This window comes from Streptomyces barkulensis, assembly GCF_002843305.1.
GTDB classification, from domain to species: domain Bacteria; phylum Actinomycetota; class Actinomycetes; order Streptomycetales; family Streptomycetaceae; genus Streptomyces; species Streptomyces barkulensis.
The window spans coordinates 101,968-127,012 of sequence record NZ_PGSG01000054.1; the positions used below are offsets into that span (position 1 = coordinate 101,968).

Genomic DNA, 25,045 nt, shown 5'->3' on the forward strand with positions numbered 1-25,045 from the left:
GTACGACCCCGAAGGGGAGATCCGGTGAGCGAGTACGAGCGTTCCCGCACCATGCCCGCCCTGCCCGAGCTGGTCTTCGACCAGATCAGCGATCCGGAGCGGCTGGACCGCTGGCTTCCGTCGGACCTCCACGCCCATGTGGAGGACCCCCCGGCCGTGACCGTGCACGAGGACCGCACCGGGCACGACGTCCGGGCCCTGTTCCGCGCCCGGCCCGAGCAGCTGCGGGCGGAGTGGGGCACCCGTGACGAGGGCGCGTACGCGGGCTGGCTGCAGGTGGCGGGCATCGGCAGCGGAGCCAGCGAGGTGACCGTGCACCTGTCCTTCTTCGACGAGAGCCACGCGCCCTCCCGGGAGGAGATCGACACCTCCCTCGACCGGAGCCTGGAGAGGCTGGCCGAGGAGGTGCGGATGCGCACCGAGGACGCGGGCTGACACGAGGACCCGGCGCGAAGGCCCGGCGCGAAGCCGGCCGGCGCCCGGGGGGCGTCACACGTTCGGGGGCGCCTCCCGCCACAGCGCACGGGTAGACCTTCCCCATGGCCCCAACCCAACAGGATCTGTACACCGCCCAGGCCCGCTCCCTGCACGGCACCGGCCGGGTGGACGTCTCCGGGAGGGCCGGCCTCCCGGTCGGCGCCCCCAGCGAGCTGGGCGGCAGCGGGCACGGGTACGACCCCGAGCAGCTGTACGCGGCCGCGCTGGCCACCTGTCTACACCAGGCGCTGGTCATCGCGGCCACCGAGACCGGTGTGGACCCCTCCGGCAGCGAGGTGACCGCGCACGTGCGGCTCAGCAACGGCGGCGCCCAGCACTACCGCTTCGACGCCACCGCCGACGTCTCGCTGCCCTCCGCCGAGGGGGACCGGCGCAGCCGTGTCATCGAGCAGGCCCTGCGCATCTGCCCGATCGGCGACCAGCTCGATCCCCCTCCGGCCTGACGGACCGGGCCCCGGACCGCTTCTCCCTCGTCACTTCCCCGCGTCACCTCCCCGGAGCGTCTCCCACCCCACCCCACCCCGCGCCGCCCCTCGCCTCAGCCGCGGGGCGAGAGGACCGTGACGAAGACCGGGTCGCCGTTGGAGGCGAGCTTCAGGATCGGCACCGCCTTGTCGTGCGCGTCGCCGTTCTCCTCGAACGTCAGCGTGCCGCTCGCCCCCCTGATCTGGGCGCTGTCCTCCATGAGCTGGAACATCCTGCCGACCGCCCGGCCGGTGACGCGCGTCCCCCTGCTCGCCATCTGCGCGCCACGGGCCGCGGTCAGCACCGCGTCGTGCGCCATCATCGCCTGGCCGTCGATGTGCCGCTCCCTGCCGAACCACTGCTCCAGCACGCCGCCCCTGCGGAAGGCCGCCCGCACCGCCCCGGGCGCGCCGTCCGGTTCGTCCTTCCACATCTCCGGGTGGGCCAGTCCGGTGTAGAAGACCTGCACCCCGCTGTCGGCGGCCTTTCTGACCTGGTCGTCGGTGAGGTTGGTGGTGTCGTCGCCGGTCATCACGGTGAAGTCCCACTCGGTGCAGAACCGCTCGGCCAGCGCGTCGAGGAAGTGGGTGAGATGCCGTCCCCTCCCGGCGAAGTAGACGGCATCGGGCCGGTGGAAGCACAGCTGGTTCGACAGGATCTGCAGCTCGTTCCTCCAGCTGTCCTCCAGGGAGGAGTCGAACTGCTTGCGTTCGGCGACCAGTTCGTACTCCTTCCCTCCCCGGGGGAACTCCTCGGTGAAGGCGTCGCCCAGGGTGTCGGCGTACAGGTTTCCCTCCGCCACGTCCTGGACCACCATGGCCGTGCGGATCTTCTTCTGTCTGAGGTACCGGGCCGCCACCCTGGCCTCGTCGACGTTGGTGGGGGCGACGCGGACGAAGCCCTCCATGCCGCCGATGCCGGTGGCGGTCATCGTGCTGGCCACCGTCGCCAGGCCCGCGTCGGACAGCCTCCTGAGGGCGGCCAGGTTGCGGTCCGTGCTCGGCCCCAGGCCGGTGACCGCCACCAGCGGCTCGCCGCCGTCCCTGAGCCCGATCAGCCCGTCGACGGTGTGCCGCCAGTGCGCGGAGCCGCTGCCGGTGTTGGCGATCAGCAGCCTGATCTTCGGGGTGAAGCGCTCGTTGTGCCGCTGCTGCGCCAGATGGGCGCCCTGGAGCTCGTGCCGCACCGACTCCTCGGGGTTGCTGTCGTTCTCACCGACCGTGACGGAGGTCATGTACGCCACGGTGACGTACTTCCCGTCCCCCGCGGTGACCTCCCGGTTCGCCCGCTCGATCCTCCCGCTCACCGCGGCCAGGTGCTCGGCGAAGACGTACGAGCCGTCGGTGGTCCCGACGCACTCCGCTCCCGGCTCCTCCATCCTCGTCACGCCCTGCGCGCACAGGTCGTCGCGGTGGACGTACCAGTCGTGGACGAACAGCGACACCCCGGCCAGGACCGCCAGCACCACGGCGGCGGTGACGGAGCGCTTGACGGTCAGCAGGGAGATCCGGTGTCCGGCCACACCCATCACCCCTCGTCCGCGAGCGTCAGCGGATGGCGCCAGTGCCGGTAGCGCTCGGCCTCGTCGTACAGGGCCACGATCTCACTCCCCCTCAGTTCGGACAGCCGGTCGTACTTGGCCGCTATCACGCTGTTCAGCCGCAGCCCGGGGTCGCCGAGCGGGTCGCTCCACAGCCAGCGCGCGCAGACCAGCCCCCGGATCACCGAGACGTCGGTGATCGAGTGGGTGGGCGCCTCGGGGGCGAGCTCTCCCAGCAGTTCCAGCGGTGAGCGGTCGGCGGGCAGCCGGTTGGGCGCGGAGGTGACCGCGTTGAACAGCCGGATCCAGCGTGCGGCGCTCAGCTCGCGGAAGCGGACCGCCATCTGTTCCACCACGTCCTCGACGCGGTGCGCCGCCAGCCGGTGGTACATCGTCTCCTCAAACCGGCCCTCCGCCTCGAAGTGGTCCGCCATCAGCTCGTGGACGGCGTCCCACTCGCCGGGGTCGGCGGCCAGCCGCCACAGCAGCAGCCTGCGCAGCCACGGGTGCAGGCGCGGCTGCGCGTGCCCGGGTTCCAGCAGCCAGCGCGAGCGCACCTCGTTGAACAGCGACTCGCCGGCGCCGCCCGGGCTCACCGCACCGAGGACCCTGCTGCCCATGGACAGGTCGCGGGCCGCCGCGCACCGCACCAGCGCTTCGCGCTGAGTCTGCGGGAAGTCCTCCAGAAGGTGGTCCAGCGCCGCGTCGGCCAGGGTGTCGTGCGGCGTCCGGCGCATCCTTCGGCCGGGCAGGGAGCGCAGCCACAGGTCGAACTCGCCGCTGCCCCGACGGGGCGTGTTGGCCAGGTCCAGGACGTCCATCACCTGCCGTACCGCCACCGGCAGGCCGCGCGTCAGCCGGTACACGAAGGGGGCGAGGCCGGAGTGGCGGGGCGAGGCCAGCTCGATGCCGGTGCGCACCTCGTCGAGCGTCAGATCGCGCAGCCGCAGCGGGTACCACCAGGAGTCGTCGCTGTCGTGGGCCGGGCGGCGCTCGCGCCAGTCGGCGAGACCGGCCCGGTCCGGGCCGCGCAGCCGCCAGGGCCACTGGTCCCCGGCGGACGAACCCCAGTTCTCCAGCCAGCGGTTGGAGCTGCCCACCACCGTCAGGGGGTCGCAGACGGCCCCGGTCAGGGCGGCGTCGCGGCGGGCGCCGGTGAGCAGCTCCAGGAACAGCCGCCCCTGGTCGGTGTGGCAGTTGTCCAGCAGCAGCAGATAGGAGCCGGGGGCGAACCAGCGGGCGGTGTCGTGGCGGAGGTCGTCGAGGAACGCGGCGAACAGGACGCGGTCGAGGATCCGCTTCTCCTGCTCGCTGCCGCTGTGCCGCCACATGTTGAGTTCCAGCAGGGCGTCCCAGGCGTCCCGGGAGGGCACCAGCGGGTGGTCGCCGAACCACTGCGGGGCGCCGGCGAAGACTCTCCCCGGCAGTCTGCGACCACCGCGCGCGGCGGCGTCCCGCAGGAGGGCCGCGACCACCGCGGGGGCGCCGTTGGGCGCGCCCAGCGCGCTGCCGGCAACCTCCAGGAAGGCGGAGAGGTAGTCCCCGTGCCGGTCCTCGGCCTGCCGCCGGAAATCCTCGAGCTGCCGCTGGACGGCGCGCCGGCCCTGCGAGCGGTCGGGCATCCGTAACTCGCGGTCCGAGGCGAGCAGGCCGAGGGTGAGCCGGGGGAAGCGCGAGACGCGGTACTGCGGCAGCCTGCGCTCCAACTGCCGGGCGATCAGGGCGAGGGCGTAGCGGGGCAGCAGTGCCTGGTCCGCGGCGAAGTTGAGGTAGGCGAAGGGGTGTTCCGGCCCGAAGCGGCCCATGACGGCGCCGTGCGCCTCGCTGGCCCCGCTCCCCCGCGGGCCGACCAGCATCGTCACCGGCCGCTCCGTACCGGGCGGCTGGTCCAGGCACTCGGCGACGAGGGCCAGGATGCCGTTGCGCCCCCGCATGCCCGTTCCCGTGCGGGAATCCTCCATCCGACCGGCCCTCCCCCGTGACAACCAACCGCCGGCACACAGGAGGATGCCACCTTCGGTGCACGGGCGACAGCGAGAAGCGGCCATCCGCCGCGGGAAGTACGGAAAGTGCGGGAGGTGCGGCGCCCGCCGCCTTCCGAGGCGGGCGCCGGGGGGCACCGGGCGGGCCGGCGCCCCCCCGGAGGGTGTCAGTCCTCCCAGGTGTAGAAACCGCGGCCGGTCTTGCGGCCCAGCTCACCGCGGGCGACCTTCTCCCGCAGCAGCTTCGGCGGCGCGAAGCGCTCACCCAGGGTGCCGTGGAGGTACTCGGCGATGGCCAGGCGCACGTCGAGGCCGACGAGGTCGGTCAGCCGCAGCGGCCCCATCGGGTGCTTGTAGCCCAGGCTCATGGCGGCGTCGATGGCCTCGGGCTCGGCGACGCCCTCCTCGACCATCCGGATCGCCTCCAGGCCGAGGGCCACGCCCAGCCGGCTGCTGGCGAAGCCGGGCGAGTCCCTGACGACGACGTCCTGCTTGCCCAGGGCGCGGACCCATTCCAGGGCCGTCCGCACGGTGTCGTCCGCGGTCCGCCCGGCCACGACCAGCTCCACCAGGGCGGAGGCGGGCACGGGGTTGAAGAAGTGCATGCCCAGGAACCGCTCGGGGCGGGCCAGCGCGGTGCCCAGTTCGGTGACGGACAGGGAGCTGGTGTTGGTGGCCAGCACCGTCGACTCGCCCACGGCCTTCTCCGCGGCGGCGAGCAGCCGGGCCTTGAGGGCGGGGTCCTCGGGGACGGCCTCGACGACCAGGTCGGCGCCGGCGGGCAGTTCTTCCACTGCGGTGACGGTGGTGACACGGGCCAGGACCCGCTCGGCGGGCTCCTCCAGCCTGCCGCGCCCGGCGGCCCGGCTCAGTCCGGTGGCGACGCGCTCCAGGGCCGCCGCGGCGGCCTCCTCGCCGCTCTCGACGACGACCACGGCCGAGCCGGCCGTCGCGAAGGACTGCGCGATGCCCGCGCCCATCCGCCCGCCGCCCACCACGCCGACGGTTCCCGGTGCCGCTGCCATGAGCTCTCCCCTTGTCTGTCGCGTCCGCTGCCGTGCCCGCCGTGTCCGCCGTGTCCGCCGTGTCCGTCGTGTCCGCCGTGTCCGCCGGGGGCAGGGCGACCGTACCGGTGGACGTCCCGTCCCTTGACAGGCGGTCCGGGTGTCGGTTTACCTGACGTCGCCGCAAAGCTAACCGAATGGTCGGTCGGGCTCAAGGGGCGCGGACCCGGACCCGCGGTGCCGCACGGCGGCCCCGGAAGGCCCATGACGGTCCACGACTGGAGTGGTGGAGGCGCATGACACAGCTCACGGAGGCCGGACAGGGCCCCGCCCAGCGGATGTTCGCCGCCGACCGGGCCTCCCGGGGCCTGGGCATGGAGCTGCTCCGGGCCGGGGACGGCTCGGCGGCGGTGCGGATGCCGGTGACCGCGCGCATGGTGAACGGCCACGGCGTCGCCCACGGCGGCTTTCTGTTCACACTCGCCGACACCGCGTTCGCCTGCGCCTGCAACAGCCGCGGCCCGGTGACCGTGGCGGCCGGGGCGGACGTCGTCTTCACCGCTCCCGCCCACGAGGGCGACGTGCTGCTGGCCGTCGCCGAGGAGCGCGCCCGCTTCGGCCGCAGCGGCGTCTACGACGTCACCGTCCGGCGGGAGGCGGACGGCCTGGTGATCGCCGAGTTCCGCGGCCGCAGCCGCACCGTCGGCGAACGCGGCGCGGACGGACGCGGCGCCCCGGCGGGGAGGGATGCCTCATGAGCGGCGGCCCGGCCCATCCCCCGCGCCCGGCCCTCGCCCCGGCCCCGAGGCCGGGGCAGGCGCCCGCCCTCGCCTCGCTGGACGCGGCCGAGCGGATGGACCGCGAGGAGCTGCGCGCCCTCCAGCTCGACCGGCTCCGCTCCACCCTGCGGCACGCGTACGACAACGTGGAGCACTACCGGCGCGCCTTCGAGTCGGCGGGCGTCACACCGGAGGACTGCCGTTCCCCGGCGGACCTCGCGCGCTTCCCGTTCACCACCAAGGCCGATCTGCGCGACACCTACCCCTACGGCATGTTCGCCGTCCCGATGTCGCGGGTGCGCAGGCTGCACGCCTCCAGCGGCACCACCGGGCGCCCCACCGTGGTCGGTTACACCGAGGACGACCTGGAGGTGTGGGCGGACGTCGTCGCCCGCTCCATCCGGGCCGCCGGCGGCCGTCCCGGGCACAGGGTGCACATCGCCTACGGCTACGGACTGTTCACCGGCGGGCTCGGCGCGCACTACGGGGCCGAGCGGGCGGGCTGCACCGTCATCCCGGCCTCCGGCGGGATGACGGCCCGGCAGGTGCGGCTGATCCTGGACCTCCGGCCCGAGATCATCATGGTGACGCCCTCCTACATGCTCGCCCTCCTCGACGAGTTCGAGCGGCAGGGCGTCGATCCGCGCGACTCCTCCCTGGAGGTCGGGATCTTCGGCGCCGAGCCGTGGACGGAGGGAATGCGCCGCGAGATCGAGGAGCGTGCCGGGCTGCACGCGGTGGACATCTACGGGCTGTCGGAGGTGATGGGACCCGGCGTCGCGCAGGAGTGCGTGGAGACCAAGGACGGGCTGCACATCTGGGAGGACCACTTCTACCCGGAGGTCGTGGACCCGATCACCGGTGAGGTGCTGCCCGACGGCGAGGAGGGGGAGCTGGTGTTCACCTCGCTGACCAAACAGGCCCTGCCGGTCGTCCGCTACCGCACCCGCGATCTGACCCGGCTGCTGCCGGGCACCGCGCGCCCGGCCTTCCGCCGCATGGAGAAGGTCACCGGCCGCTGCGACGACATGATCATCCTGCGCGGTGTCAATGTCTTCCCCACCCAGATCGAGGAAATCCTGCTGCGGGTCCCCGGCGTCGCGCCGCACTTCCAGATACGGCTCACCCGCCGGGGCCGGATGGACCACATGACCGTGCGCGTCGAGGCCCGCCCGGGCGCCGGGCCCGAGCGGCGCGCGGCCGCGGCGGCGGCCGTCGCCCAGGGCGTCAAGGACGGTGTCGGCATCACCGTCGACGTCGACGTGGTCGATCCGGAGACCCTGGAGCGCTCGGTGGGCAAGATCCGCCGCGTCGTCGACGCCCGCGAGGGGTGACCCGGCGGCGCCCCGGGCGTGCCCCGGGCCCTACTCGGGGAGGCGGCCGACCGGGCACCCGGACGGCCGCCTCCGGACTGCGGCGCGCGGTGCGCACTGCGATGATCGCAGTCCGCACCGAGGGGGGAGGAAGGGGATGGACGGGACACCGTGCAGACGTTCCTGCCGCTCGCCGACTTCGCCGGTACCGCCCGTGTGCTCGACGCACGGCGGCTGGGGAAGCAGCGGGTGGAGGCCCTGCAGGTGCTGCGCGCCCTGACCGTCCCCGGTTACGGCTGGGCCCGGCACCCGGCCGTGCGCATGTGGACGGGGTACGAGGAGGCGCTGGTCCGCTACGGCATGGAGATCTGCCGCCACTGGCGGCTGGCGGGGCGTGCCGACACCTGTGAGGCCACGATGCTGACCGATCTGCGGCATGCGACCGGCATCGCCGTCCCCCGCTCCCAGGAGGAGCTGGAGGCGGCCGGCGAGCTGCCGCCCTGGCTGGGCGAGCCCTCCTTCCACCGCAGCCACCGCTCCTCCCTGGTACGCAAGGACCCCGACCACTACGCGCCCCTGTTCCCCGGCGTGCCGGACGACCTGCCGTACGTGTGGCCCGCCTCGGACCGCGACCCACGCGCCCGGGAGCCGGGGTGAGGCTCCGGCCCGGGGGTACGGGAGGAGGGTGGAGGCGGTCGGGGCCCGCGCGGGCCGGCACGCGGGAGCGCGAAGGGACTGGTTTGCGCCCCTCACCCTCTCCGCGAGAATCTTGGCAGAGAGCAACCGTCCATCCGTGCCGACCGTCGAAGGGGGGATCGGGCGGAGCACCCCGGGTGCTGTGCCCCTGTTCTTCCGTGAGAAACCCTCCTCGTTCTCCAGGCGTCTTCGGGGACGCGCACGCCCGCACCGGTGGCGGTGACGGGCCCGCCGCCCCGCACCACAGCGTCCTGGCCGGGCCCGCGGTCGAGACGGCGCCGGAGCCGGTCGTCGCGGTGGACCGGCGGGGGCGGGTGTCGCTGGTGAACGCCGCCGCTCGTGCTCTGCTGCCCGGCCTCGCCCCCGGGATCCCGCTGGACACCGGCGTGGCGCCCGGCTGGCTGGTCGCCGCCGTACACGGCGGACACGGCGGACCGGACACCGGGTCGGCCGGGTCGGCCGAGGCGGATGAGACGGAAGAGACGGCCAAGGCGGCGGGAGCGACGGCGCACGGGTCCCTCCAGGGGCGCGCCTTCACCGCGTACGCCGCCCCCCTGCCGGACGGGCACACCGCCTGGTGGCTGTCGGACATCACCGGCCGGGAGGACGCCGAGCGGTCGCTGCGGTCGGAACGGGAGAGCACCGCCTTCCTGGCCCGGGCCTCCGCCCGGCTCCAGTCCTCGCTCAACCCGCGCAGGTGCGTGGTGACGACCGCCCGGCTGGCTGCCGGCCACCTCGCCGACGCCGCCGTCGTGGTCCGCCTGTCGCGGGACCGCCGCCCGGAGGTGACCCGGGCGGTCTTCGACGGGCGGCTGGAGGAGGAGACCCTGTCCGCCTCCCCGGAGGAGATGCCCGGGCTGGCCGAGGCGCTGGAGGGCTTCCCGCCGGTGTCCTTCCGGTCGGTCGATCCCGGCCTGATCCCCGCGTGGCTGCTGCCCGAGGGGTTCGGCCGCCCGGCCTCGCCGGTGGTCGTCCCGCTGCCGGGCAGCGGCGAGATCGCCGGGGCGATGGTGCTGCTGCGCCGTGCCGGGAGCGAGGACGCCGGACCGGAGGACGACACGGTGACCCGGATCTTCGCCGCCCGCGCCGGTGCGGCGATCTCGGCCGCCGCGCTCTACGCGGAGCAGGTCGCCACCGTCGCCGTGCTCCAGCGTGAGCTGCTGCCGCCCGCGCTGCCGCATCCGGAGGGCGTGGAACTGGCCGGTGCCTACCGCCCCGCCCAGAGCGCCCAGAGCGTCGGCGGCGACTTCTACGACGTGCATCCGGCCGACGGGCCCGGCCGGGAGACCGACGTCGTGCTCGGCGACGTGGCCGGCAAGGGCCCGGAGGCGGCCGTTCTGACGGGGAAGATCCGCAACACGCTCGCGGCGCTGCGGCTGGTCGAGACCGACCACGTACGGCTGCTGGACCTGCTCAACCGCGCGCTGCTGAGCGGCCCCCAGAACCGGTTCGTCACCCTGGTGCTCGCCTCGTTCGGCGCCCCGGACCCCGGCACCGGCCGGGTCGGCCTGCGGCTGACCTCGGCCGGGCATCCGCCGCCGCTGCTCCTGCGGCGCGACGGGAGTGTGGAGGCCGCCCGCACCTCGGGCACCCTGATCGGCGTGCTGCCGGAGGCGACCGCGACCACCTGCTCCACCACCCTGCTGCCCGGGGACACCTGCCTGCTGTACTCCGACGGCGTCACCGAGGCCAGGGGCGGGCCCTACGGCGAGATGTTCGGGGAGGAACGCCTGGCCGACGCGCTGGGCTCCTGCGCGGGCCTGCACGCCCAGGCCGTCGTCGAGCGCGTCGGGATGCTCACCTCCGAGTGGCTGGCGGGCCGGGAGCACGACGACATCGCGCTGGTGGCCGTCACCGCGGCCCACCGCACCCCGCTGAGCGCGGTGGGCGGGACCGTCCGTGCCGGAGACGCCCGGTGAGCCCGGGGCCGGAGTCCCTCGGGGGCCGGATGGAGGACTTCTGGGCGGCGCTGGAGAACGCGGACGAGCGCCGGGCCGTCGACCAGGTCACCGAGGCGCTGGACCGGGGCTTCGCGCCCGAGGATGTCCTGCTGGAGATCATCGCGCCCGCACAGCGGCGGGTCGGCGTGCGCTGGGCGGAGAACCGGCTCACCGTCGCGCAGGAGCACGCGGCCACCGCCGTCAGCGACCGCGCCGTCACCGCGGTCGCGGACCATCCGGCGGCGCAGGTCCCCGCCCGGCTCGGCCGGACCGTCGTGGCCTGCGCCGACGGCGAGTGGCACACGCTGCCCGCCCGGCTGGTCGCCGAGGTGCTGCGGCTGCGCGGCTGGCAGGTGGACTTCCTCGGAGCCCATGTGTCCACCCGGCAGCTGGTGCCCCATCTGCACTCCACCGGCCCGGACGCGGTGGCCCTGTCGTGCTCCCTGCCCGTACGGCTGCCCGTCGCCCACACGGCCGTCACCGCCTGCCGGGCCGCCGGCGTGCCCGTGCTGGCGGGGGGCGCCGGGTTCGGCCCGGACGGCCGCTACGCCCGTCTGCTGGGCGCCGACGCCTGGGCCGGCAGTGCCCGCGGCGCGGCCGAGCGCCTCGCGGCGGGCATCGCGCCCCCGTCCGAGTTGCCCCCGACCGCCGAGGAGGCGCTGCCGCATCTGGCCGACCGTGAGCACGCCCTGGTCGACGAGGCCCGCGGGCGGCTCGTCGACGAGGTGATGGCGGTGCTGCCCGAACGGTTCCCGCAGCTGCGGGAGTACGCCGGACCTCAGTGGGAGTACACCGTCGAGGACCTCCACCGCGTGGTGGAGTACCTGGTGGCCGCCCTCTACGTCGACGATCCGGGCCTGTTCGAGGGCTTCACCGCGTGGACGGGCCGGATCATGACCGCCCGGAGCCTGCCCGTCGACGCCCTGTCCACGGTGCTGGAGGCCATGGCCGACGCCTTCCGCGAGCTGCCCCGCGCCTCGGCGTACATCGCCGCGGCGCAGGCCGCGCTCGACCGCGAACTCCACTCCCCGCCCCCGTGATCCGCCGTCCCTCGGGCGGAGAGCCGCCCGTCCCGGCCGGCGCGGAGCCGGCCGGGACGGGCGGGGCGGAACGGGTACGGTCGGCTCCCGGTCAGCCGGCGACCAGCAGCGCCTGGGGTGCCGCCGCCTTCAGCCGGGTGTTGAGCCAGGACAGCTGACGGCCCGTCTCGCCCTCGCAGCGGTGGGCGAGTTCCAGCAGCTCGCGGTCGCGCGCCCCCTGGGCCGCCTGGGCGACGGCCGTCCAGGTCGTCTGGACGAGAGTGCCCAGCACGTACAGGTCCTGGAGGTCGCGCAGCAGTCCGACGGGGCCCTCGCGGACCCCGGCGAGCCCTTCGGCGTGCAGCCGCTCGGGCTCCTCGACGTCCTCGCCGGCGGCCTGCTCGCCGTAGCGGCGGGCGATGGGCTCCAGACGGCGGACGTGCTCCTCGCTCATCTTCGCCAGGGTGTCGCAGACGTGGTACACGTCGGCCTCCGCGGCGTGCCCCTCCCCCACGGTGCGCAGGGCCTCGGCGAGGGTCTGCTCGCTGCGGTGGAGCAGACCGACGTAGACGGCCAGACGGGGCATCAGGACCTCCCTGGGGCGGCGGCCTCGGCGATGTGGCCGGGGTTCTCGGGGACGGTGGCGGGGTCGCCCGGGTAGTCGGGGGTGGGGGCGGGCTCGGCGGCGGTGTCCGCCTCCGGCCCGCCCCGGGTGGGCGGTACGGCACCGTCCGCCGGCCCGGAGGCGGTCGTGGTGGGCGCGGGGGCGGGGCCGTCGCCGTCGGCGACCTTGGTCACCCGGCAGGCGGCCGTCTTGAAGTACGGCTGCTTGGACACCGGGTCCCAGATGGTCATGGTCAGTTCGTTGGCCTGCCGGGGCGCGCCGTCGAACGACACCTCCTCCGGGTCCCAGCGGCCGTAGTGGAAGGGCGCGAACACCGTGCCCTCCCGCACATGCCCGATGCGGGCGCGTACCTCGATCGCCCCGCGCGGCGACTCCACCCGCACCCGGTCGCCCTCGGCGATCCCCAGCCGCCGCGCGTCGGGGGCGGACAGCTCCGCCCAGGCATCGGGCGCGGCCCGGTTCAGCTCGCGGGAGCGGCCGGTCTTGGTGCGGGTGTGGAAGTGGTAGGCGGTGCGCCCGGTGGTGTACAGCAGCGGGTACTCCTCGCCGGGCTCCTCGTGGGGCGGCACATAGGCCGCGCCCTTGAGGAAGGCGCGCCCCGCCGGGGCCTTGGCCCGGTACTCGACGGGGGTCACCGTGCCGCCGGTGAGCAGGTCGTGGCCGTAGGTCTCGCAGAACTCGGGATCGGTGTTGAACACGCCGTCCGCGTACAGCCGGTCGGTGCCGTCGGGGTGCTCCTCGGTGCAGGGCCAGGGGATGCCGGTGGGGCCGCGCAGTTTGCCGTAGGACAGGCCGCTGTAGTCGCAGGGGCGGCCGCGGCTGCACTCGCGCCAGGCGTCGAACGCCTCCTCGGGGGTGCGCCACTTGACCAGCGGGGCGCCGTCGGAGTCGCGGAAGTCCATGGCGTCGGCGTACATCAGGAAGATGTCCAGGTCGCTCCTGGCCTCGCCGGGCGGTTCGACGGCCTTCTCCGACAGGTGCACGGTGCGGCTCGCGTTGGTGTAGCAGCCGGTCTTCTCGCCCCAGCCGGCCGCGGGCAGCACCACGTCGGCCAGTTCGGCGGTCTCGGTGAGGAAGAGGTCCTGGACGACCGTGAAGCACTTCTCGCCGCCGAGGATCCTCCGGGCGCGGGACGACTCGGGCATGGAGACCACCGGGTTGGTGGCCGAGATCCACAGCAGTCCGACGGAGCCCTGCTCGGCGTAGCGGAAGATCTGCATGGCGTGGGTGGGCGGGGCCCAGTGCGGAATCGTCATCTCGTCGACGTTCCACAGCTTCGCCAGCTCGCGGACGTGCGCGGGGTTGCTCCAGTTGCGGAAGCCGGGCAGATCTCCGTCGGCGCCGCACTCTCGGGTGTTCTGGGCGGTGGGCTGGCCGTTCATCTGGAGGACGCCGGCACCCGGGCGGCCGATCATGCCGCGCAGCAGGTGCAGGTTGTGCACGGCCACGGCGGCGGCGGTGGCCTGGTGCGACTGGTAGAAGCCCTGCAGCACGGTGGACAGCACCCGCTCGCTCTCCCCGAAGATCCGTGCCGCTCGCCGTACGTCCTCGGCGTCCACTCCGCAGATCCGGGCGGTCTCCTCGGGCGTGTAGGGCTCCACCGTCCCGCGCAGTTCCTCCACGCCCAGGGTGTGGCGCCCCACCCACTCCTCGTCCACCCGGCCGCCTGCGAGGAGCTCCCGGGTCAGGCCGTTCATCAGGGCCATGTTGGTGCCGACCCGGGGCGCGAGGTGGACCCCGCCGGTGCGCTCGGCCTCCTCGGCGACCTTGGTGCGGCGCGGGTCCACGCACACCACCTTCGGCGGGTCGCCGGCGCGGGTGCGGTCCAGCACGCGCGCCCACAGCACCGTCTGGGTCTCGGGCATGTTGTGGCCGAAGAGGAAGAGGGCGTCGCAGTGCTCGATGTCGGTGTAGGAGCCGGGCTGCCCGTCGGTGCCGAAGGACTCCTTGAAGGCGGCGGCGCTGGTGGCCGTGCACAGCCGGGTGTTGCCGTCCATGTGGGGGGTGCCCAGGCCGGCCTTCCCGATCACGGCCAGGGTGTAGTACTCCTCCAGGAAGAGCTGGCCGGAGGTGTAGAAGCCGTGGGACAGCGGGCCCTTCTCGTCCAGCAGCCGCCGGGAGACCTCCGCGATCCGGCCCATCGCGGTCTCCCAGTCGGTCTCGACCAGACGTCCGTTCTCGCGGACCAGGGGCCGGGTGAGCCGGTCGGCGCTGTTGGCCCAGGACCAGCTCCCGTACAGGCCCTTGGGGCCCAGCCGCCCGTGGTTGACCACGTCGGTCGCCACCCCGCGCACCCCGACCATGCGCCCGTCCTTGACGGCGATCTCGCAGCCGCAGCCGTTGCTGCACAGCACACAGGCGGAGCGCACCCAGCGCTCGACGTCCTCCTCCGCCACCCCCCTGTCCAGATGGCGGTCGACCCGGGCGGGCCACACCGTTCCCCTGGCATGCGGTGTGCGGGGTCCCCAGATGTCGGCGATCCGGTCCATGTGCTTCCTCTCCCTGCCTGCTCCCGGCCGTGCGTGCCGTGCCACGCGGTACCCCGGGTGGCGGCGGAAATGCGCACCGGGGGGCGTCTTCCCTCCGGAGGGCGGGCGGTCGGCGTACGGCCGAGGGGGCCGGGGCCCGGGGCCCGGGGATCGCCGGGACAGCGGTCCTCAGGACAGCGGCGGCCTGTCGACGCCGTGGGGCGCCTGTGTGAAGACCTCCTCCGCGTCCAGCGCCTCGGCCCCCGGGGCCGACCTGGAGGGGTCCGCCGGGCTGTGCGCCGGTTCGCCGCGCGACGGCGGCGGGGTGCGGTCTCCGGGGGCTCCCTCCCCGTACCGCGGCAGCCGCAGGGCCAGCAGGGCGACGTCGTCGCCACGGGGGTCCATGCGCTCCAGCAGTTCGTCGCAGAACTCCTCCAGATCGTGGCGGGCCAGGGCGGAGGCGTGGCGGCACAGCAGTTCCATGCCGGTGTCGATCGACCTGGTGCGGCTCTCCACCAGGCCGTCGGTGTAGAACACCACCGTCGCCTCCGGCGGCAGGTCCTCGTAGGCGTCGGGCCAGCGCAGCCCCAGGTTCAAAGTCGCGCTCATGCCCAGCAGCGGGCCGTGGCCGGCCTCCAGGAAGCGGGTGCCGCCGCCGGGCTCGACCAGCAGCGGCGGGGGGTGCCCGGCGTTGACCCAGTGCAGCCTCCAGGGTCCGCCCTCGCGGCCCTCGATCCGGGCGAAGACGACGGTGGCCATGGGTGCGTCGCTGGTGTTGGTCATCGCCTCGTCCAGACGGCGCATGATCACGCTGGGGGGCTCCCTGCGGTCCCAGGCCAGGGCGCGCAGCATGTTGCGGACCTCGGCCATGTGGGCGGCGGCCTGGAGGTCGTGGCCCACCACATCCCCGATGACCATCGTGGTGACGCCGTCCTCCAGCAGGAAGGCGTCGTACCAGTCCCCGCCGATCTCGGCCGCCACCTGGGCGGGCCGGTAGCGGGCGGCCATCTGCAGATGGTCCACCTGGGGCAGCGGGGTCAGCAGCTGGCGCTGCATGGTCTCGGCGACGTGCCTCTGCTGGTCGAAGAGGCGGGCGTTGTCCATGGCCAGCCCGGCCCGGCGGCCGATGTCCGCGAGCATCATCACCTCGTCCTCGGTGTACGGGGGCGAGTCGCCGGTACGCGCCGCGGTGAAGGCGCCGAAGACCCGGCGGCGGCTGTGCAGCGGCACCACCACGGCACTGTGCCCGCCGAGCCGGTCGAACAGCCGCCGGTGGGCCGCCGTGAGGGGGCTGTCGGGTTCGCGTGCGAGGTCACCGGCCTCCAGCAGGACCGTGCCGGCGCCGCGCAGGGCGCGCACCAGGCCCGCGCCCGCGGACTCCGCCAGCGGCGGCAGGAGCCCCTCCAGCTCCCCGCCCGCCGCCGGATCCGCGGCGCTGTGCACGGCGATGCGCCGTACCTCGTCCGGCTGCCCGGTGAGCACGTCCACCGCCGTCCAGTCGGCCAGGTCCGGCACCAGCATCCGGCCCAGTTTCCGGAGCACCCGGGGGACGTCCAGGCTGGAGATCAGCACGGAGGAGACCTCCGACACCACGGTCAGCCGGGTGGTCAGGGCCTCCAGCGCCTGGAGGTAGGCGGCCGTCTGCCGCTCCGCGGCGCTGCGCACGCTGAAGTCGTGGAAGGCGAGGACCAGGCCGGGCGGCTCCCCCGGCAGCTCCAGCGGGGCGGCCGACCAGATGACCGGGAGGGTGGCGCCGTCGCCTCTCAGCAGATACTCGTCGCCCCCCTCGCGGGGGCGGCCGTCGGCGAGGACATGGAGCATCCGGCAGTTCTCCCGGGGGATCCGCTTCCCGTCCGCGTCGCGGTGCAGCAGGTCGTGCATGTCGTGGCCCAGCATCCGCGCCGCGGGCCGCGCCACCATCCGCTCGGCCCGGGGGTTGGCGGCGATCAGGCGGCCCGTGGCGTCCGTGGCGTAGATGCCCGCTCCCAGGCCGTCGAAGACCGCACGCAGGACACCGGGCTCCCCTGTCCGGTCGGCTCCGCTCATCGTCCCGCCGTCCCTGGTGGTCCCACTGCCCTTCACCGCCTCCTCGCGCGGCCGACCGCCGCGTCCCGTCCTGCCCGTACCGGCATCGCGCGCCCGCGTACGCCCGGTCCGCGGCACTGCCGGTTACCCGGTTCCCGCCTTCCCAGACATTCCGCACTCCTGGCGGACGGGTGTGATCCGCCCGGCCGGGTGGGGCGGTGGGAGGACGACCGGGTGGGGCGGTGGGAGGACGACCGGGTGGGGCGGTGGGAGGACGACCGGGTGGGGCGGTGGGAGGACGACCGGGTGGGGCGGTGGGAGGACGTACGGTATCGATCTTCCCCGGGAGGGAAGGGCGGTAGTGTGCCTGAAGTTCCCGTACCCGTGATCGAGCTGGTGCGGCGGCGCAGGGAGCCGGCGGTCGTCCAGGCCCTCCGCTCCACGGCGGCCGCGACGCTCGCCTACTCCGCCGCTCTCTGGCTGACCGACGCCCGGGCCCCGCTGCTGGCCCCGCTGACCGCGCTGCTGGTCGTCCAGGTCACCCTGTTCGCCACGATCACCAAGGGCATCACCCGGGTCAACGCCGTGGTGGCCGGGGTCACGGTGGCCGTCGGGTTCAGCGCCCTGGTGGGCCTGAGCTGGTGGAGTCTGGGCCTGCTCATCCTCACCTCCCTGGCCGTCGGGCATCTGGTGCGGGCCGGCGACTTCATCCCCGAGGTGGCGATCAGCGCCATGCTGGTGCTGGGGGTCTCCCACGCCACGGACCTGGCCCTGAGCCGGGTGCTGGAGACCCTGATCGGCGCCGCGGTCGGCCTGCTGTTCAACTTCCTTTTCGTGCCTCCGGTGTGGGTGCAGCCCGCCGAGGAGGCGCTGGTGGACCTGGCCGGCCGGATGCGGCTGCTGCTGCTGCGCATGGGCGAGCAGCTGAGCACTCCCACCCCGGTGCACCGGGCGGCCGCCCGCCTCCACGAGGCACGGCGGCTGGACAACGACATCGCTCAGGTCGACGCCTCACTCGTGCAGGCCGAGGAGAGCCTGCGCCTGAACCCCCGGGTCAAGGAGGCGCTGCTGTCCCGGGTCGTGCTGCGGACGGGCCTGGACACGCTGGAGATCTGCACCACCGTGATGCGCGCGATGTCGCGGACCCTCACCGACCTGGCCAGGGAGCGTGAGGAGGAACCGCTGTTCCCGCACGAGGTGGCCGAGGCCGTGGAGGACCTGTTCGGCAACGTCGCCGGAGCGGTGCAGAGCTTCGCCGTCCTGGTCACCAGCGCCGAAAGCGCCAGTTCCGAGGAGGCGGAGGACCGGCTGGCGGCCGAGATGGAGGCCGGGCGCGCGGGGCGCGAGCGGGTCGCGCACCTGCTCCTCGCCCGCGTCCAGGAGCATCCGCGCCAGTGGCACCTGCTGGGGGCTCTGCTGTCGGAGTTCGACCGGGTGCTGGACGAGCTGGACGTGGAGAAGCGCTCGACGCGCCTGGCGGAGGAGCTGGACCGCTACACCCGTGAGGAACGGGACCGGCACCCGGTGCTGTACGAGCTCAAGCGCCGTTTCCGGCTGCCCCGCCGTCCTCGCCGCCGCCGTGGTCCCGGCACCGGGCGGGCGGAGGTCTGAGCACGCCCGGTCCGGGCCCGGTCCGTGCCGGGGCGCGATTGTCAGTGCCCGGTGGTTTGCTGGGAAGCGGCCGGCCGAAGCCTCGGCGGGCCGGTCCGGAAATGTGCGCCGTGCCCCTGCCACCGGGCGGAGGGCCGGACGAGGACGAGGGTCACAGGGGGCCCCGATGAGTGACGTCGCCACGGCGGGCAGCACGAAAGGCGCGGCCACGCGCGAGTCCGCGGAGCCGGAGCGTGCGGAGTTGCGGCTGGAGCGGCACCGGGTGGAGCTGACGGGCTACTGCTACCGGATGCTGGGGTCGGCCTTCGAGGCGGAGGACGCCGTACAGGAGACGATGGTCCGCGCCTGGCGCGCCCTGGACCGCTTCGAAGGGCGCTCCTCGCTGCGGTCGTGGCTGTACCGCATCGCCACCAACGTGTGCCTGGACATGCTCGGAGGCAGCCGGCGGCGCGCCCGCCCCATGGATCTGTCCTCCCCCTCGGGGGCGGAGAACCCGCCCGGGCCCGCCCTCCCGGAGACCGCCTGGGTGGAGCCGATGCCGAGCGGCCGGATACTGCCCGGCGGCGATCCGGCCGAGACGGCCGTGACACGGGAGTCGGTCCGGCTGGCCTTCGTCGCGGCCCTCCAGCACCTGCCGCCCCGGCAGCGTGCGGTGCTGATCCTGCGCGAGGTGCTCGCCTGGCGGGCGAGCGAGGCCGCCGAGCTGCTGGGTACCACGGTCGCGTCGGTCAACAGCGCTCTCCAGCGCGCTCGCGCCACGCTCGCCTCCGCCGGGATCACCGCCGGCGGGATCGCCGCCCGCGGGAGCACGGACTCGATGGACGAGGAGCAGCGTGCGCTCCTCGCCCGCTACGTCAGCGCCTTCGAGTCCTACGATCTCGACGCCCTCACCGCGGTGCTGCACGACGACGCGACGCTGTCGATGCCGCCCTACGAACTGTGGCTGCGCGGCCATGCCGACATACGGGCGTGGCTCACCGGGCACGGCGCGGGCTGCCGGGGGTCACGCCTGATTCCGGTCACGGCGAACGGCTGCCAGGCGTTCGGGCAGTACCGGCCGGATCCGGACGGCGGCTTCTCCCCCTGGGCACTGCAGGTCGTGGAGGTGTCCGGCGGCCGGGTCACCGCGCTCAACGCCTTTCTGGACACCGCGCGGCTGTTCCCCCTGTTCGGGCTGCCCGAGCGCCTCGCCGCCCGCTGAGGGCCCCCGGCACGGCACCGCGCCGGGGACCGCTCCGGCGGTGGGCACCGCCCCGTCCAGCCCCGCCCAGGCGATGAGGCGCAGCAGCTCGTCGTCGGCTTCGCCCAGCCGTATCCGGCGGCCCAGGCGGCGGGCGGTGAGCTGCATCCGGGCCAGCGCCTCGACGGTGACCATGTCCGCCGCGCAGAACTCCCCGGCGTCCACGACGACCGGGTCCGTCCGGGAGCGGCTCAGCACGCGGTGCAGCCGCTCGCACAGCCGCGGTATGCCGGCGCGGGTGACCGGGCCGTCGGCGGCCAGTACGAGCGAGGCCGCCCTCCGGCCGGGTGTCCGTGCTTCCTCATGAGCCGCCAAGACCGTGCCTCCTGGACGTCGGGGGGCGTACGGGGTCACCGGGGCAGACCGGCCGGACGGGCGGAACTCATCGCCCCACCGCACGGCCGCCTGCGCGGCGGCCCCGCCCGGCGGTACTCCGTCCGGGTGAAACGGGCGGTGTCCGTCCGCCGCCGGGCGGGCGGTGGCCGTTTCGGCCTCCGCCCGGGGGGCACTCCGGCGCGGACGCCACAGCGGCCGCAGCGGCCGAGTGAGGAGGCAGCACCGTGGGCGGAGCGGTACGGCTGGATCTGGAGGGCAGGAACGCGCTGGTGACGGGCGGCGCCCGCGGTCTGGGCGCGTCCATCACCCGCCGTCTCGCACGGGCCGGGGCCGCCGTGCGGGTGGTGGACGTGCGCCGTGAGGAGGGCGAGAAGTTCTGCGCCCGGCTCAGCGAGGAGGAGGGCGCGGACGTCCGCTTCCTGGAGGTGGACGTCCGCGATCCGGAGGCGGTCGGGACGGCCTTCCGGGGGCTGGACGAGGCGTCCTGGCCCCTGGACGTCCTGGTCAACAACGCCGCCGTGGACGTCTCCAAACCGATCGAGCACCTGTCCGCCGAGGAGGTCACCCGGGTGGTCTCCACCAACCTGCTGGGACCGATGTACATGTGCCTGGAGACCTACCGGCGCATGGTCGCACGCGGCGGCGGACACATCGTCAACATCCTGTCCACCGCGTCCAACCGCACCTGGACCGAGGCCGGCCCGTACTCGGCCGGCAAGTCGGGGCTGCGCGCCTTCACCCACACCCTCTTCAAGGAGGCGCAGCGCGACTGCGTCGGCATCGGGATCACCGGGGTGATCGCGGGGGGTATGGAGACCCCGTTCGTGACGGAGCGTTTCCCCGACGCGGACACCTCCAAGCTGCAGAGCCCCGACATCGTGGCGGACGCGGTCGTCTGCGCGCTGGCGGTCCCCGAGGGCAGCGTGATGCCCGAGGTGGTCGTGGTGCCGCGCAGCGAGACCTCCTGGCCCTGACCGGCGCGCGGGGCGGGCCGGTGTCCGCTCCCGCCCCGGCGGCGGGGCGGGAGCGGGCACCGGCGTCTTACGGGGGTCAGGCCCGTGTGATCGGCTCCTGGAGCTCGGTCACCCACTTCTCCCTGTCCTGCGGGCACTCCAGGTACAGCTCCCGCGCGTAGCCGGCCGAGCGGTGGCCGCTGGTGTCGATCCAGCGGGCCAGGGCCTGGGCGGTGGGCATGACGCGGTCCATGGGGCCGCGGTGGACGACGGTGGCGGCCTGCTCGATGCCGGGCAGGTCCACGGTCTCGAAGCCGTCCTCCGCCCCGGCCCCGGTCCCGGCCACGACCGTGATGCCGGCGTGGACGACGACCGCGCCGCCCCCGCCGGGTGCGTCCTCGTACCAGGCGATGCCCGGTCCGGCCGGCTCCACTCCGGCCCGCTCCAGCAGGCCGCACAGTTCTTCGTACAGCGGCTGGATGACCGGCCCGATGTGCTCGGGCCCGAAGCTGTCGGCGATGCCGGTCAGCTCGGCCACCCGCACCGGCGGAATGCTCTTGACCACGATGTCCTCGGTGGGCATGTGTCCCTCGCTCTCGATGGTCCGGAGCCTCGCCTCGACCCGGGCCAGCCGCGCGGTGGCGGCCGCCACCGCCTCCTCCAGCTCCGCCCGCCGCAGTCCGAGCATCCCGCGCAGTTCCTCGGTGCCCGGGCGCTCGTCGAGGATCGTCCTCACCTGTTCGAGGGTGAAGCCGAGGTCCTTCAGTGCGATGACGCGGTTGAGCCGGGCGAGCTGTCCCGCCTCGTAGAAGCGGTAACCGCTGACCGGATCGGTCCGGGCGGGGCGCAGCAGTCCGATCGCGTCGTAGTGCCGCAGCATGCGGACCGACACACGGCCGTGCCTGGCGAAGTCTCCGATGGTGAACATGACGCTCCCTACTCCAGGGCCTCACACGGTGTCAGGGTCAAGCCCCGACCGCGCGGGTGGTCCGGAGGGAGCGTGAGCGGCTTCAGCCACCGAGCCCGGGACCGTCCGCTCCGGGGCCCGGGGAGGCCGCGGAGGCGGTCGCGGAGGCGGTCGCGGAGGCGGTCGCGGAGGAGGCGGGAGTGCCGGGGGCGGTGACGCGGTCGTCCGCGCGGGCGGCGTTGCGGGCGATGGCGTCGGTCAGGAGCGGCCAGAGCTGTTCGGGCAGGTCGTGCCCCATGCCGGGGATCACCAGGAGTTCGGCGCCGGGGATCGCCGCCGCCGTCGCCTCGCCGCCGCCGCGGTCGATGAGGGAGTCGTCTGCGCCGTGGACGACCAGCGTCGGAGCGGTGACGGCCCGCAGGTGCGGCGTACGATCGGGCGAGGCCAGGATCGCGGCGTACTGGCGCGCGAAGCCGTCGGACCGGGGGGACCGGTCGTAGGCGGCCTCGGCGCGCTCGCGCAGTTCCTCGGGGGCGGTCGGGTAGCCGGGCGATCCGAGGACGGAGAACGAGCGCACCCCCCGCTCCCCCGCCTCCCGCCGGTCGCGGGGCGGCGGTGCCGCCAGCGCGGCCAGCGCCTCGGGGGTGCCCCGGCCGACGGAGCGGTCCCCGGTGGTGGACATGATCGAGCACAGCGAGCGCACCCGCGAGGGGTGGTCGATCGCGAACTGCTGGGCGATCATGCCGCCCATCGAGGCTCCGACGACGTGCGCGGCGTCGATCTCCAGGGCGTCGAGCAGACCCGCGGCGTCCCGGGCCATGTCGGCGATGCGGTAGGGGGCTGTGGAGGTGTCGCCCGCCAGGACGGCTCTGATGTCCGGGGGCGGGCAGTCGTCCAGGAAGGTGGACAGGCCGCAGTCGCGGTTGTCGTAGCGGACGACGTGGAAGCCCCGGTCGGCGAGCATCCCGCAGAAGTTCGGGTGCCAGGCGGTCATCTGGGTGCCGAGGCCCATGATGAGCAGCAGTACCGGCCCGTCCGGGTCGCCGAAGGTGTCGTACTCCAGTTCCATCCCGTTGGACAGGGCACGTGGCATGTGTTCCTCCTCGGCGGGGCCCGGCCGGGGCCGGGGCGGTCGGCTTCCGCGGCCGTCGGGCGGTCCGCCGCCTGTCGCCGGGCCGTACGGCGGGCCAGCCGTACGGGAGCCGCCTCCCAGCCGGTCGGTACGATAGCGGGACCGCGCCCCGGAGGGAACGGAGCAGGCATCCCCGGCCGGACGGCTTTCCGGGCCGGCCCCGCATCGGCCCGCATCGGCCCCGTGCCGACCCCGTGCCGGACGGTGTTCACCGGTCGGGGCCCGGCGGCGCCCGCGTTCAGCCGCGCCCGCCGTCCTCCTCTCCGAAGGTCACCGAGACCCGCTCGAATCCCAGGGAGCGCAGCAGGTTCTCCAGCATGTCCTCGGTGTTCGCCTCGGCCCGCTTCGCCAGCCCGCTCTCCTCCGCGGCCTCGCCGATGTGCTCGACCGCGAGCCGATGAACCTCCCGCTCGTCGCCCGGATTGTCGGAGAAGAGGTCGCCGAGCCGGTCGAGCAGGCCGCGCTCCTTGGTCACGGCGTACGAGCGCTCGACGTCCAGCGCGGGCTTCTCCAGCCGGGCGTGCGGCAGCCGCACCGTGGCGCTCCTGCGGTCGTCGGTGACCGTGACGGCCTCCTCACCGAGACCGCCGAGGTCCACGTACGCGCCGACGCTGCCCGTGCCGACGAACAGCGTCCGGCTGCCGCGTACCGCGTCCGGCAGGAACTTCGCGTCCTTGTCCAGGTCGACGACGACCTGGAAGGTGCCGGAGGCGCCCTCGTAGCGGCTCATGTCCCTGAGGGACTTCAGCACCGCGGGACCGGTGCGGTCCTCGGTCTCGGTGGCGAACGGGTTCCTCAGTTCCGGCAGGAGGCGGAGCTGCCCGGCCAGCAGCACTCCGGCCGGCAGGAGGACCACCAGGAGGAGCAGGGTGATCCATCTCGGGGAGACCGTGGATCTGTCGGGGCGTGCCATCTGCGTGCACCTCCGTCGGCGGCGGGAGACTCCGTCAGGTGGGGTTGTTCCCCGAAACTCCCCAGGCATGGCAGGGACTTGACTCCGCGCCGGACAAGCGGGCGGCCCCGTCCGCCCTTTCCCGTGGCGCGCTTCCACGGGCGCGTCCGCTCCGTTCCGCCGGCGGGAACGCCCGCCCCGTCCGTCCGCCCGCGCCGGGGCGCCCGGTATCGGCCGGTATCGGCCGGTATCGATCGGACGACGGCGGGTACCGGTGCTCTCGTGGACGCCCCCGGCCTCCTCGGCCGTACGGCCGAGGAGGCCGGCACCCGGCGGGGAACGACGAGACGACCTGGAGAGCGGAGTGACTGTGACCGAGCATCCGGGCGAGGCGGCACCGGCCGAGCGGAACGCGCCGGCCGCCCCGCGCCCGGCGACCGGACCGGACGGCGGACCCGGCGGACCCGGCGGACAGGAGGGCGGGCAGGACGGCGGGCAGGGCCGTCTGGACGCCGACGCGGGGCTCGAGGAGCTGCCCCCCGACCTCACCCAGGCCATTCTGGAGGCCACCAAACAGGTGGCCTCCCTGCTGAAGGGCGCCGGACACCCCTTCGCCCTGGCGGGCAGCGTCGCCGTCTACGCCCACGGCGGCCCGGGGAACCTCCAGCACGACGCCGACTTCTGCGTCCTGCCCGAGGACGCCGGCGCGGTGGCCGCCACGCTCCGCGACGCCGGGCTGGAGGTGTACACCCCGCCGGAGGACTGGCTGCTCAAGGCCCGGTGCATGGGCCAGGACATCGACCTGATCTTCGAGCTGGCGCGGCAGCCGGTGACCCGCGAACTGCTGGGACGGGCCGAGGAGCTGCCCGTGGAGTCGGTCCGCATGCCCGTGCTGCCGGTGACCGACCTGCTCGCCGGCCTGCTGAACGCCTTCACCGAGCACCACTGCGACTTCGGCGCCGTGCTGCCGATCGCGCGGGCCCTGCGGGAGAAGGTCGACTGGCCCCGGGTGCGGCACGAGTGCGGAGCGGCGCCGATGCCGGACGCCTTCCTCTACCTGCTGGAACGTCTGCAGGTCATCTCGCCGCAGGACGACGACCGTGGAGGACTGCCTTGACTTCCTCCCCCTCCTGAAGGAGGGGGATTCCTACGGCTCGCGCCGTGGGGTTTTCTGCTTCATCGCCGACTGCCCGCCCGGAGTACTCCGTTGAGGTCTTACACCAGCTCCACAGACAGACGCCGTCAGCCCGACGGCCAGGATGTTCTTCGCCGCGTTCACGTCCCGGTCGTGGGCCGTCCCGCAGTCGCACGTCCAGGTGCGGACGTTCAGCGGCATCTTGTCCTGCAAGGTGCCGCAGGTCGAGCACAGCCTGGAGGAGGGGAACCATCGGTCGATCGCGATCACCTCGCGGCCGTACCACTGGGCCTTGTACTCCAGCATGCTCCGGAATTCCGACCAGGCCGCGTCGCTGATGGCGCGGGCCAGGCTCCGGTTCTTCACCATGTTCCGGACGGTGAGGTCCTCGATCACGATCGTTTGGTTTTCACGAACGAGCCGAGTGGTGAGCTTGTGCAGGTGGTCACGCCTGCGGTCGGTGATGCGGGCGTAGACCTCGGCAG

21 protein-coding genes and 1 pseudogene are annotated in these 25,045 nt (G+C 74.1%); 11 read left to right on the forward strand and 11 right to left on the reverse strand.

The features are described 5' to 3' along the window. Positions 1-24: 24 nt before the first annotated feature. Positions 25-435 (forward strand): SRPBCC family protein, encoded by a 411-nt coding sequence (locus tag CUT83_RS11605; RefSeq protein WP_101255763.1) that lies wholly within the window; start codon positions 25-27, stop codon positions 433-435. Positions 436-539: 104 nt separating this feature from the next. Continuing rightward, complete coding sequence (locus CUT83_RS11610) at positions 540-941, forward strand: OsmC family protein (RefSeq protein WP_101255764.1); 402 nt, start codon at positions 540-542, stop codon at positions 939-941. Between the two features lie 95 nt (positions 942-1,036). Here the strand turns inward: CUT83_RS11610 and CUT83_RS11615 are convergent, their stop codons facing one another. The 3 genes from CUT83_RS11615 to CUT83_RS11625 form a co-directional block, all read right to left on the reverse strand. Next, on the reverse strand, positions 1,037-2,485 hold the full coding sequence (locus CUT83_RS11615) for a type 1 periplasmic-binding domain-containing protein (RefSeq protein WP_240957875.1): 1,449 nt from the start codon (positions 2,483-2,485) through the stop codon (positions 1,037-1,039). A gap of 5 nt (positions 2,486-2,490) precedes the next feature. Next, positions 2,491-4,464, reverse strand: a complete 1,974-nt coding sequence (locus CUT83_RS11620) for a hypothetical protein (protein ID WP_101255766.1) — start codon at positions 4,462-4,464, stop codon at positions 2,491-2,493. Between the two features lie 188 nt (positions 4,465-4,652). Next, entirely contained in the window at positions 4,653-5,510 is an 858-nt protein-coding gene (locus CUT83_RS11625) for a 3-hydroxyacyl-CoA dehydrogenase family protein (protein ID WP_101255767.1), read from the reverse strand. A gap of 275 nt (positions 5,511-5,785) precedes the next feature. Here CUT83_RS11625 and paaI point away from each other — a divergent pair, with 275 nt between their 5' ends. The 5 genes from paaI to CUT83_RS11650 all read left to right on the forward strand — a co-directional run bounded on the left by paaI (position 5,786) and on the right by CUT83_RS11650 (position 11,257). Further along, positions 5,786-6,247 carry a hydroxyphenylacetyl-CoA thioesterase PaaI gene (gene paaI, locus CUT83_RS11630; RefSeq protein ID WP_101255768.1) on the forward strand — a complete coding sequence of 154 codons (462 nt, stop codon included), beginning with the start codon at positions 5,786-5,788 and terminating at the stop codon, positions 6,245-6,247. Beyond that, positions 6,244-7,602 carry a phenylacetate--CoA ligase PaaK gene (gene paaK, locus CUT83_RS11635; RefSeq protein ID WP_101255769.1) on the forward strand — a complete coding sequence of 453 codons (1,359 nt, stop codon included), beginning with the start codon at positions 6,244-6,246 and terminating at the stop codon, positions 7,600-7,602. Before paaI ends, paaK begins: the two co-directional genes overlap by 4 nt. A 150-nt stretch (positions 7,603-7,752) precedes the next feature. Beyond that, positions 7,753-8,238 carry an MSMEG_6728 family protein gene (locus CUT83_RS11640; RefSeq protein ID WP_093849400.1) on the forward strand — a complete coding sequence of 162 codons (486 nt, stop codon included), beginning with the start codon at positions 7,753-7,755 and terminating at the stop codon, positions 8,236-8,238. Positions 8,239-8,435: 197 nt separating this feature from the next. Continuing rightward, positions 8,436-10,196 carry a SpoIIE family protein phosphatase gene (locus tag CUT83_RS11645; protein WP_240957874.1) on the forward strand — a complete coding sequence of 587 codons (1,761 nt, stop codon included), beginning with the start codon at positions 8,436-8,438 and terminating at the stop codon, positions 10,194-10,196. After that, a complete protein-coding gene (locus tag CUT83_RS11650) occupies positions 10,193-11,257 on the forward strand; it encodes a cobalamin B12-binding domain-containing protein (protein WP_241524786.1) in 1,065 nt (354 codons plus the stop codon). The genes CUT83_RS11645 and CUT83_RS11650 overlap by 4 nt, the downstream gene beginning before the upstream one ends. Before the next feature lie 91 nt (positions 11,258-11,348). On the opposite strand, the gene CUT83_RS11655 is transcribed toward CUT83_RS11650, so the two are convergent. The 3 genes from CUT83_RS11655 to CUT83_RS11665 all read right to left on the reverse strand — a co-directional run bounded on the left by CUT83_RS11655 (position 11,349) and on the right by CUT83_RS11665 (position 16,375). Continuing rightward, positions 11,349-11,822, reverse strand: coding sequence for a hypothetical protein (locus CUT83_RS11655; protein WP_101255770.1), 474 nt, complete (start codon positions 11,820-11,822; stop codon positions 11,349-11,351). Then, entirely contained in the window at positions 11,822-14,350 is a 2,529-nt protein-coding gene (locus tag CUT83_RS11660) for a molybdopterin oxidoreductase family protein (RefSeq protein ID WP_101255771.1), read from the reverse strand. Before CUT83_RS11660 ends, CUT83_RS11655 begins: the two co-directional genes overlap by 1 nt. A gap of 168 nt (positions 14,351-14,518) precedes the next feature. Beyond that, positions 14,519-16,375, reverse strand: a complete 1,857-nt coding sequence (locus CUT83_RS11665; protein WP_101255772.1) for a SpoIIE family protein phosphatase — start codon at positions 16,373-16,375, stop codon at positions 14,519-14,521. Positions 16,376-16,717: 342 nt separating this feature from the next. On the opposite strand from CUT83_RS11665, the gene CUT83_RS11675 reads away from it, so the two are divergent. Both CUT83_RS11675 and CUT83_RS11680 read left to right on the forward strand, forming a co-directional pair. After that, complete coding sequence (locus CUT83_RS11675; RefSeq protein ID WP_101255773.1) at positions 16,718-17,965, forward strand: FUSC family protein; 1,248 nt, start codon at positions 16,718-16,720, stop codon at positions 17,963-17,965. Between the two features lie 166 nt (positions 17,966-18,131). Next, positions 18,132-19,166, forward strand: coding sequence for a sigma-70 family RNA polymerase sigma factor (locus CUT83_RS11680; protein WP_101255774.1), 1,035 nt, complete (start codon positions 18,132-18,134; stop codon positions 19,164-19,166). 63 nt (positions 19,167-19,229) lie between these two features. Here the strand turns inward: CUT83_RS11680 and CUT83_RS31585 are convergent. Further along, positions 19,230-19,604 (reverse strand): annotated as a pseudogene (locus CUT83_RS31585) (STAS domain-containing protein); the annotation flags it as partial. A 161-nt stretch (positions 19,605-19,765) separates the two neighbouring features. Here CUT83_RS31585 and CUT83_RS11690 point away from each other — a divergent pair. Next, positions 19,766-20,515 carry an SDR family oxidoreductase gene (locus CUT83_RS11690; protein WP_101255776.1) on the forward strand — a complete coding sequence of 250 codons (750 nt, stop codon included), beginning with the start codon at positions 19,766-19,768 and terminating at the stop codon, positions 20,513-20,515. Positions 20,516-20,591: 76 nt separating this feature from the next. On the opposite strand, the gene CUT83_RS11695 is transcribed toward CUT83_RS11690, so the two are convergent. The 3 genes from CUT83_RS11695 to CUT83_RS11705 form a co-directional block, all read right to left on the reverse strand. Continuing rightward, positions 20,592-21,422, reverse strand: coding sequence for a MerR family transcriptional regulator (locus CUT83_RS11695; protein WP_101255777.1), 831 nt, complete (start codon positions 21,420-21,422; stop codon positions 20,592-20,594). 82 nt (positions 21,423-21,504) lie between these two features. After that, complete coding sequence (locus tag CUT83_RS11700) at positions 21,505-22,494, reverse strand: alpha/beta fold hydrolase (RefSeq protein WP_143688531.1); 990 nt, start codon at positions 22,492-22,494, stop codon at positions 21,505-21,507. Between the two features lie 277 nt (positions 22,495-22,771). After that, complete coding sequence (locus CUT83_RS11705; protein WP_101255778.1) at positions 22,772-23,446, reverse strand: DUF4230 domain-containing protein; 675 nt, start codon at positions 23,444-23,446, stop codon at positions 22,772-22,774. Positions 23,447-23,795: 349 nt separating this feature from the next. On the opposite strand from CUT83_RS11705, the gene CUT83_RS11710 reads away from it, so the two are divergent. Continuing rightward, entirely contained in the window at positions 23,796-24,542 is a 747-nt protein-coding gene (locus CUT83_RS11710; protein WP_101255779.1) for a hypothetical protein, read from the forward strand. 30 nt (positions 24,543-24,572) lie between these two features. Here CUT83_RS11710 and CUT83_RS11715 read toward each other — a convergent pair. Beyond that, positions 24,573-25,045: RNA-guided endonuclease TnpB family protein (locus tag CUT83_RS11715; RefSeq protein WP_143688532.1), on the reverse strand; the 473-nt coding region annotated here is incomplete at its 5' end.

Coding starts and splice junctions, on each gene's coding strand:
- CUT83_RS11620 (WP_101255766.1), bottom strand. CDS start 4,464: ATGGAGGATTCCCGCACGGGAACGGGCATGCGGGGGCGCAACGGCATC.
- CUT83_RS11665 (WP_101255772.1), bottom strand. CDS start 16,375: ATGAGCGGAGCCGACCGGACAGGGGAGCCCGGTGTCCTGCGTGCGGTC.
- CUT83_RS11655 (WP_101255770.1), bottom strand. CDS start 11,822: ATGCCCCGTCTGGCCGTCTACGTCGGTCTGCTCCACCGCAGCGAGCAG.
- CUT83_RS11695 (WP_101255777.1), bottom strand. CDS start 21,422: ATGTTCACCATCGGAGACTTCGCCAGGCACGGCCGTGTGTCGGTCCGC.
- CUT83_RS11700 (WP_143688531.1), bottom strand. CDS start 22,494: ATGCCACGTGCCCTGTCCAACGGGATGGAACTGGAGTACGACACCTTC.
- CUT83_RS11625 (WP_101255767.1), bottom strand. CDS start 5,510: ATGGCAGCGGCACCGGGAACCGTCGGCGTGGTGGGCGGCGGGCGGATG.
- CUT83_RS11680 (WP_101255774.1), top strand. CDS start 18,132: ATGAGTGACGTCGCCACGGCGGGCAGCACGAAAGGCGCGGCCACGCGC.
- paaK (WP_101255769.1), top strand. CDS start 6,244: ATGAGCGGCGGCCCGGCCCATCCCCCGCGCCCGGCCCTCGCCCCGGCC.
- CUT83_RS11705 (WP_101255778.1), bottom strand. CDS start 23,446: ATGGCACGCCCCGACAGATCCACGGTCTCCCCGAGATGGATCACCCTG.
- CUT83_RS11610 (WP_101255764.1), top strand. CDS start 540: ATGGCCCCAACCCAACAGGATCTGTACACCGCCCAGGCCCGCTCCCTG.
- paaI (WP_101255768.1), top strand. CDS start 5,786: ATGACACAGCTCACGGAGGCCGGACAGGGCCCCGCCCAGCGGATGTTC.
- CUT83_RS11660 (WP_101255771.1), bottom strand. CDS start 14,350: ATGGACCGGATCGCCGACATCTGGGGACCCCGCACACCGCATGCCAGG.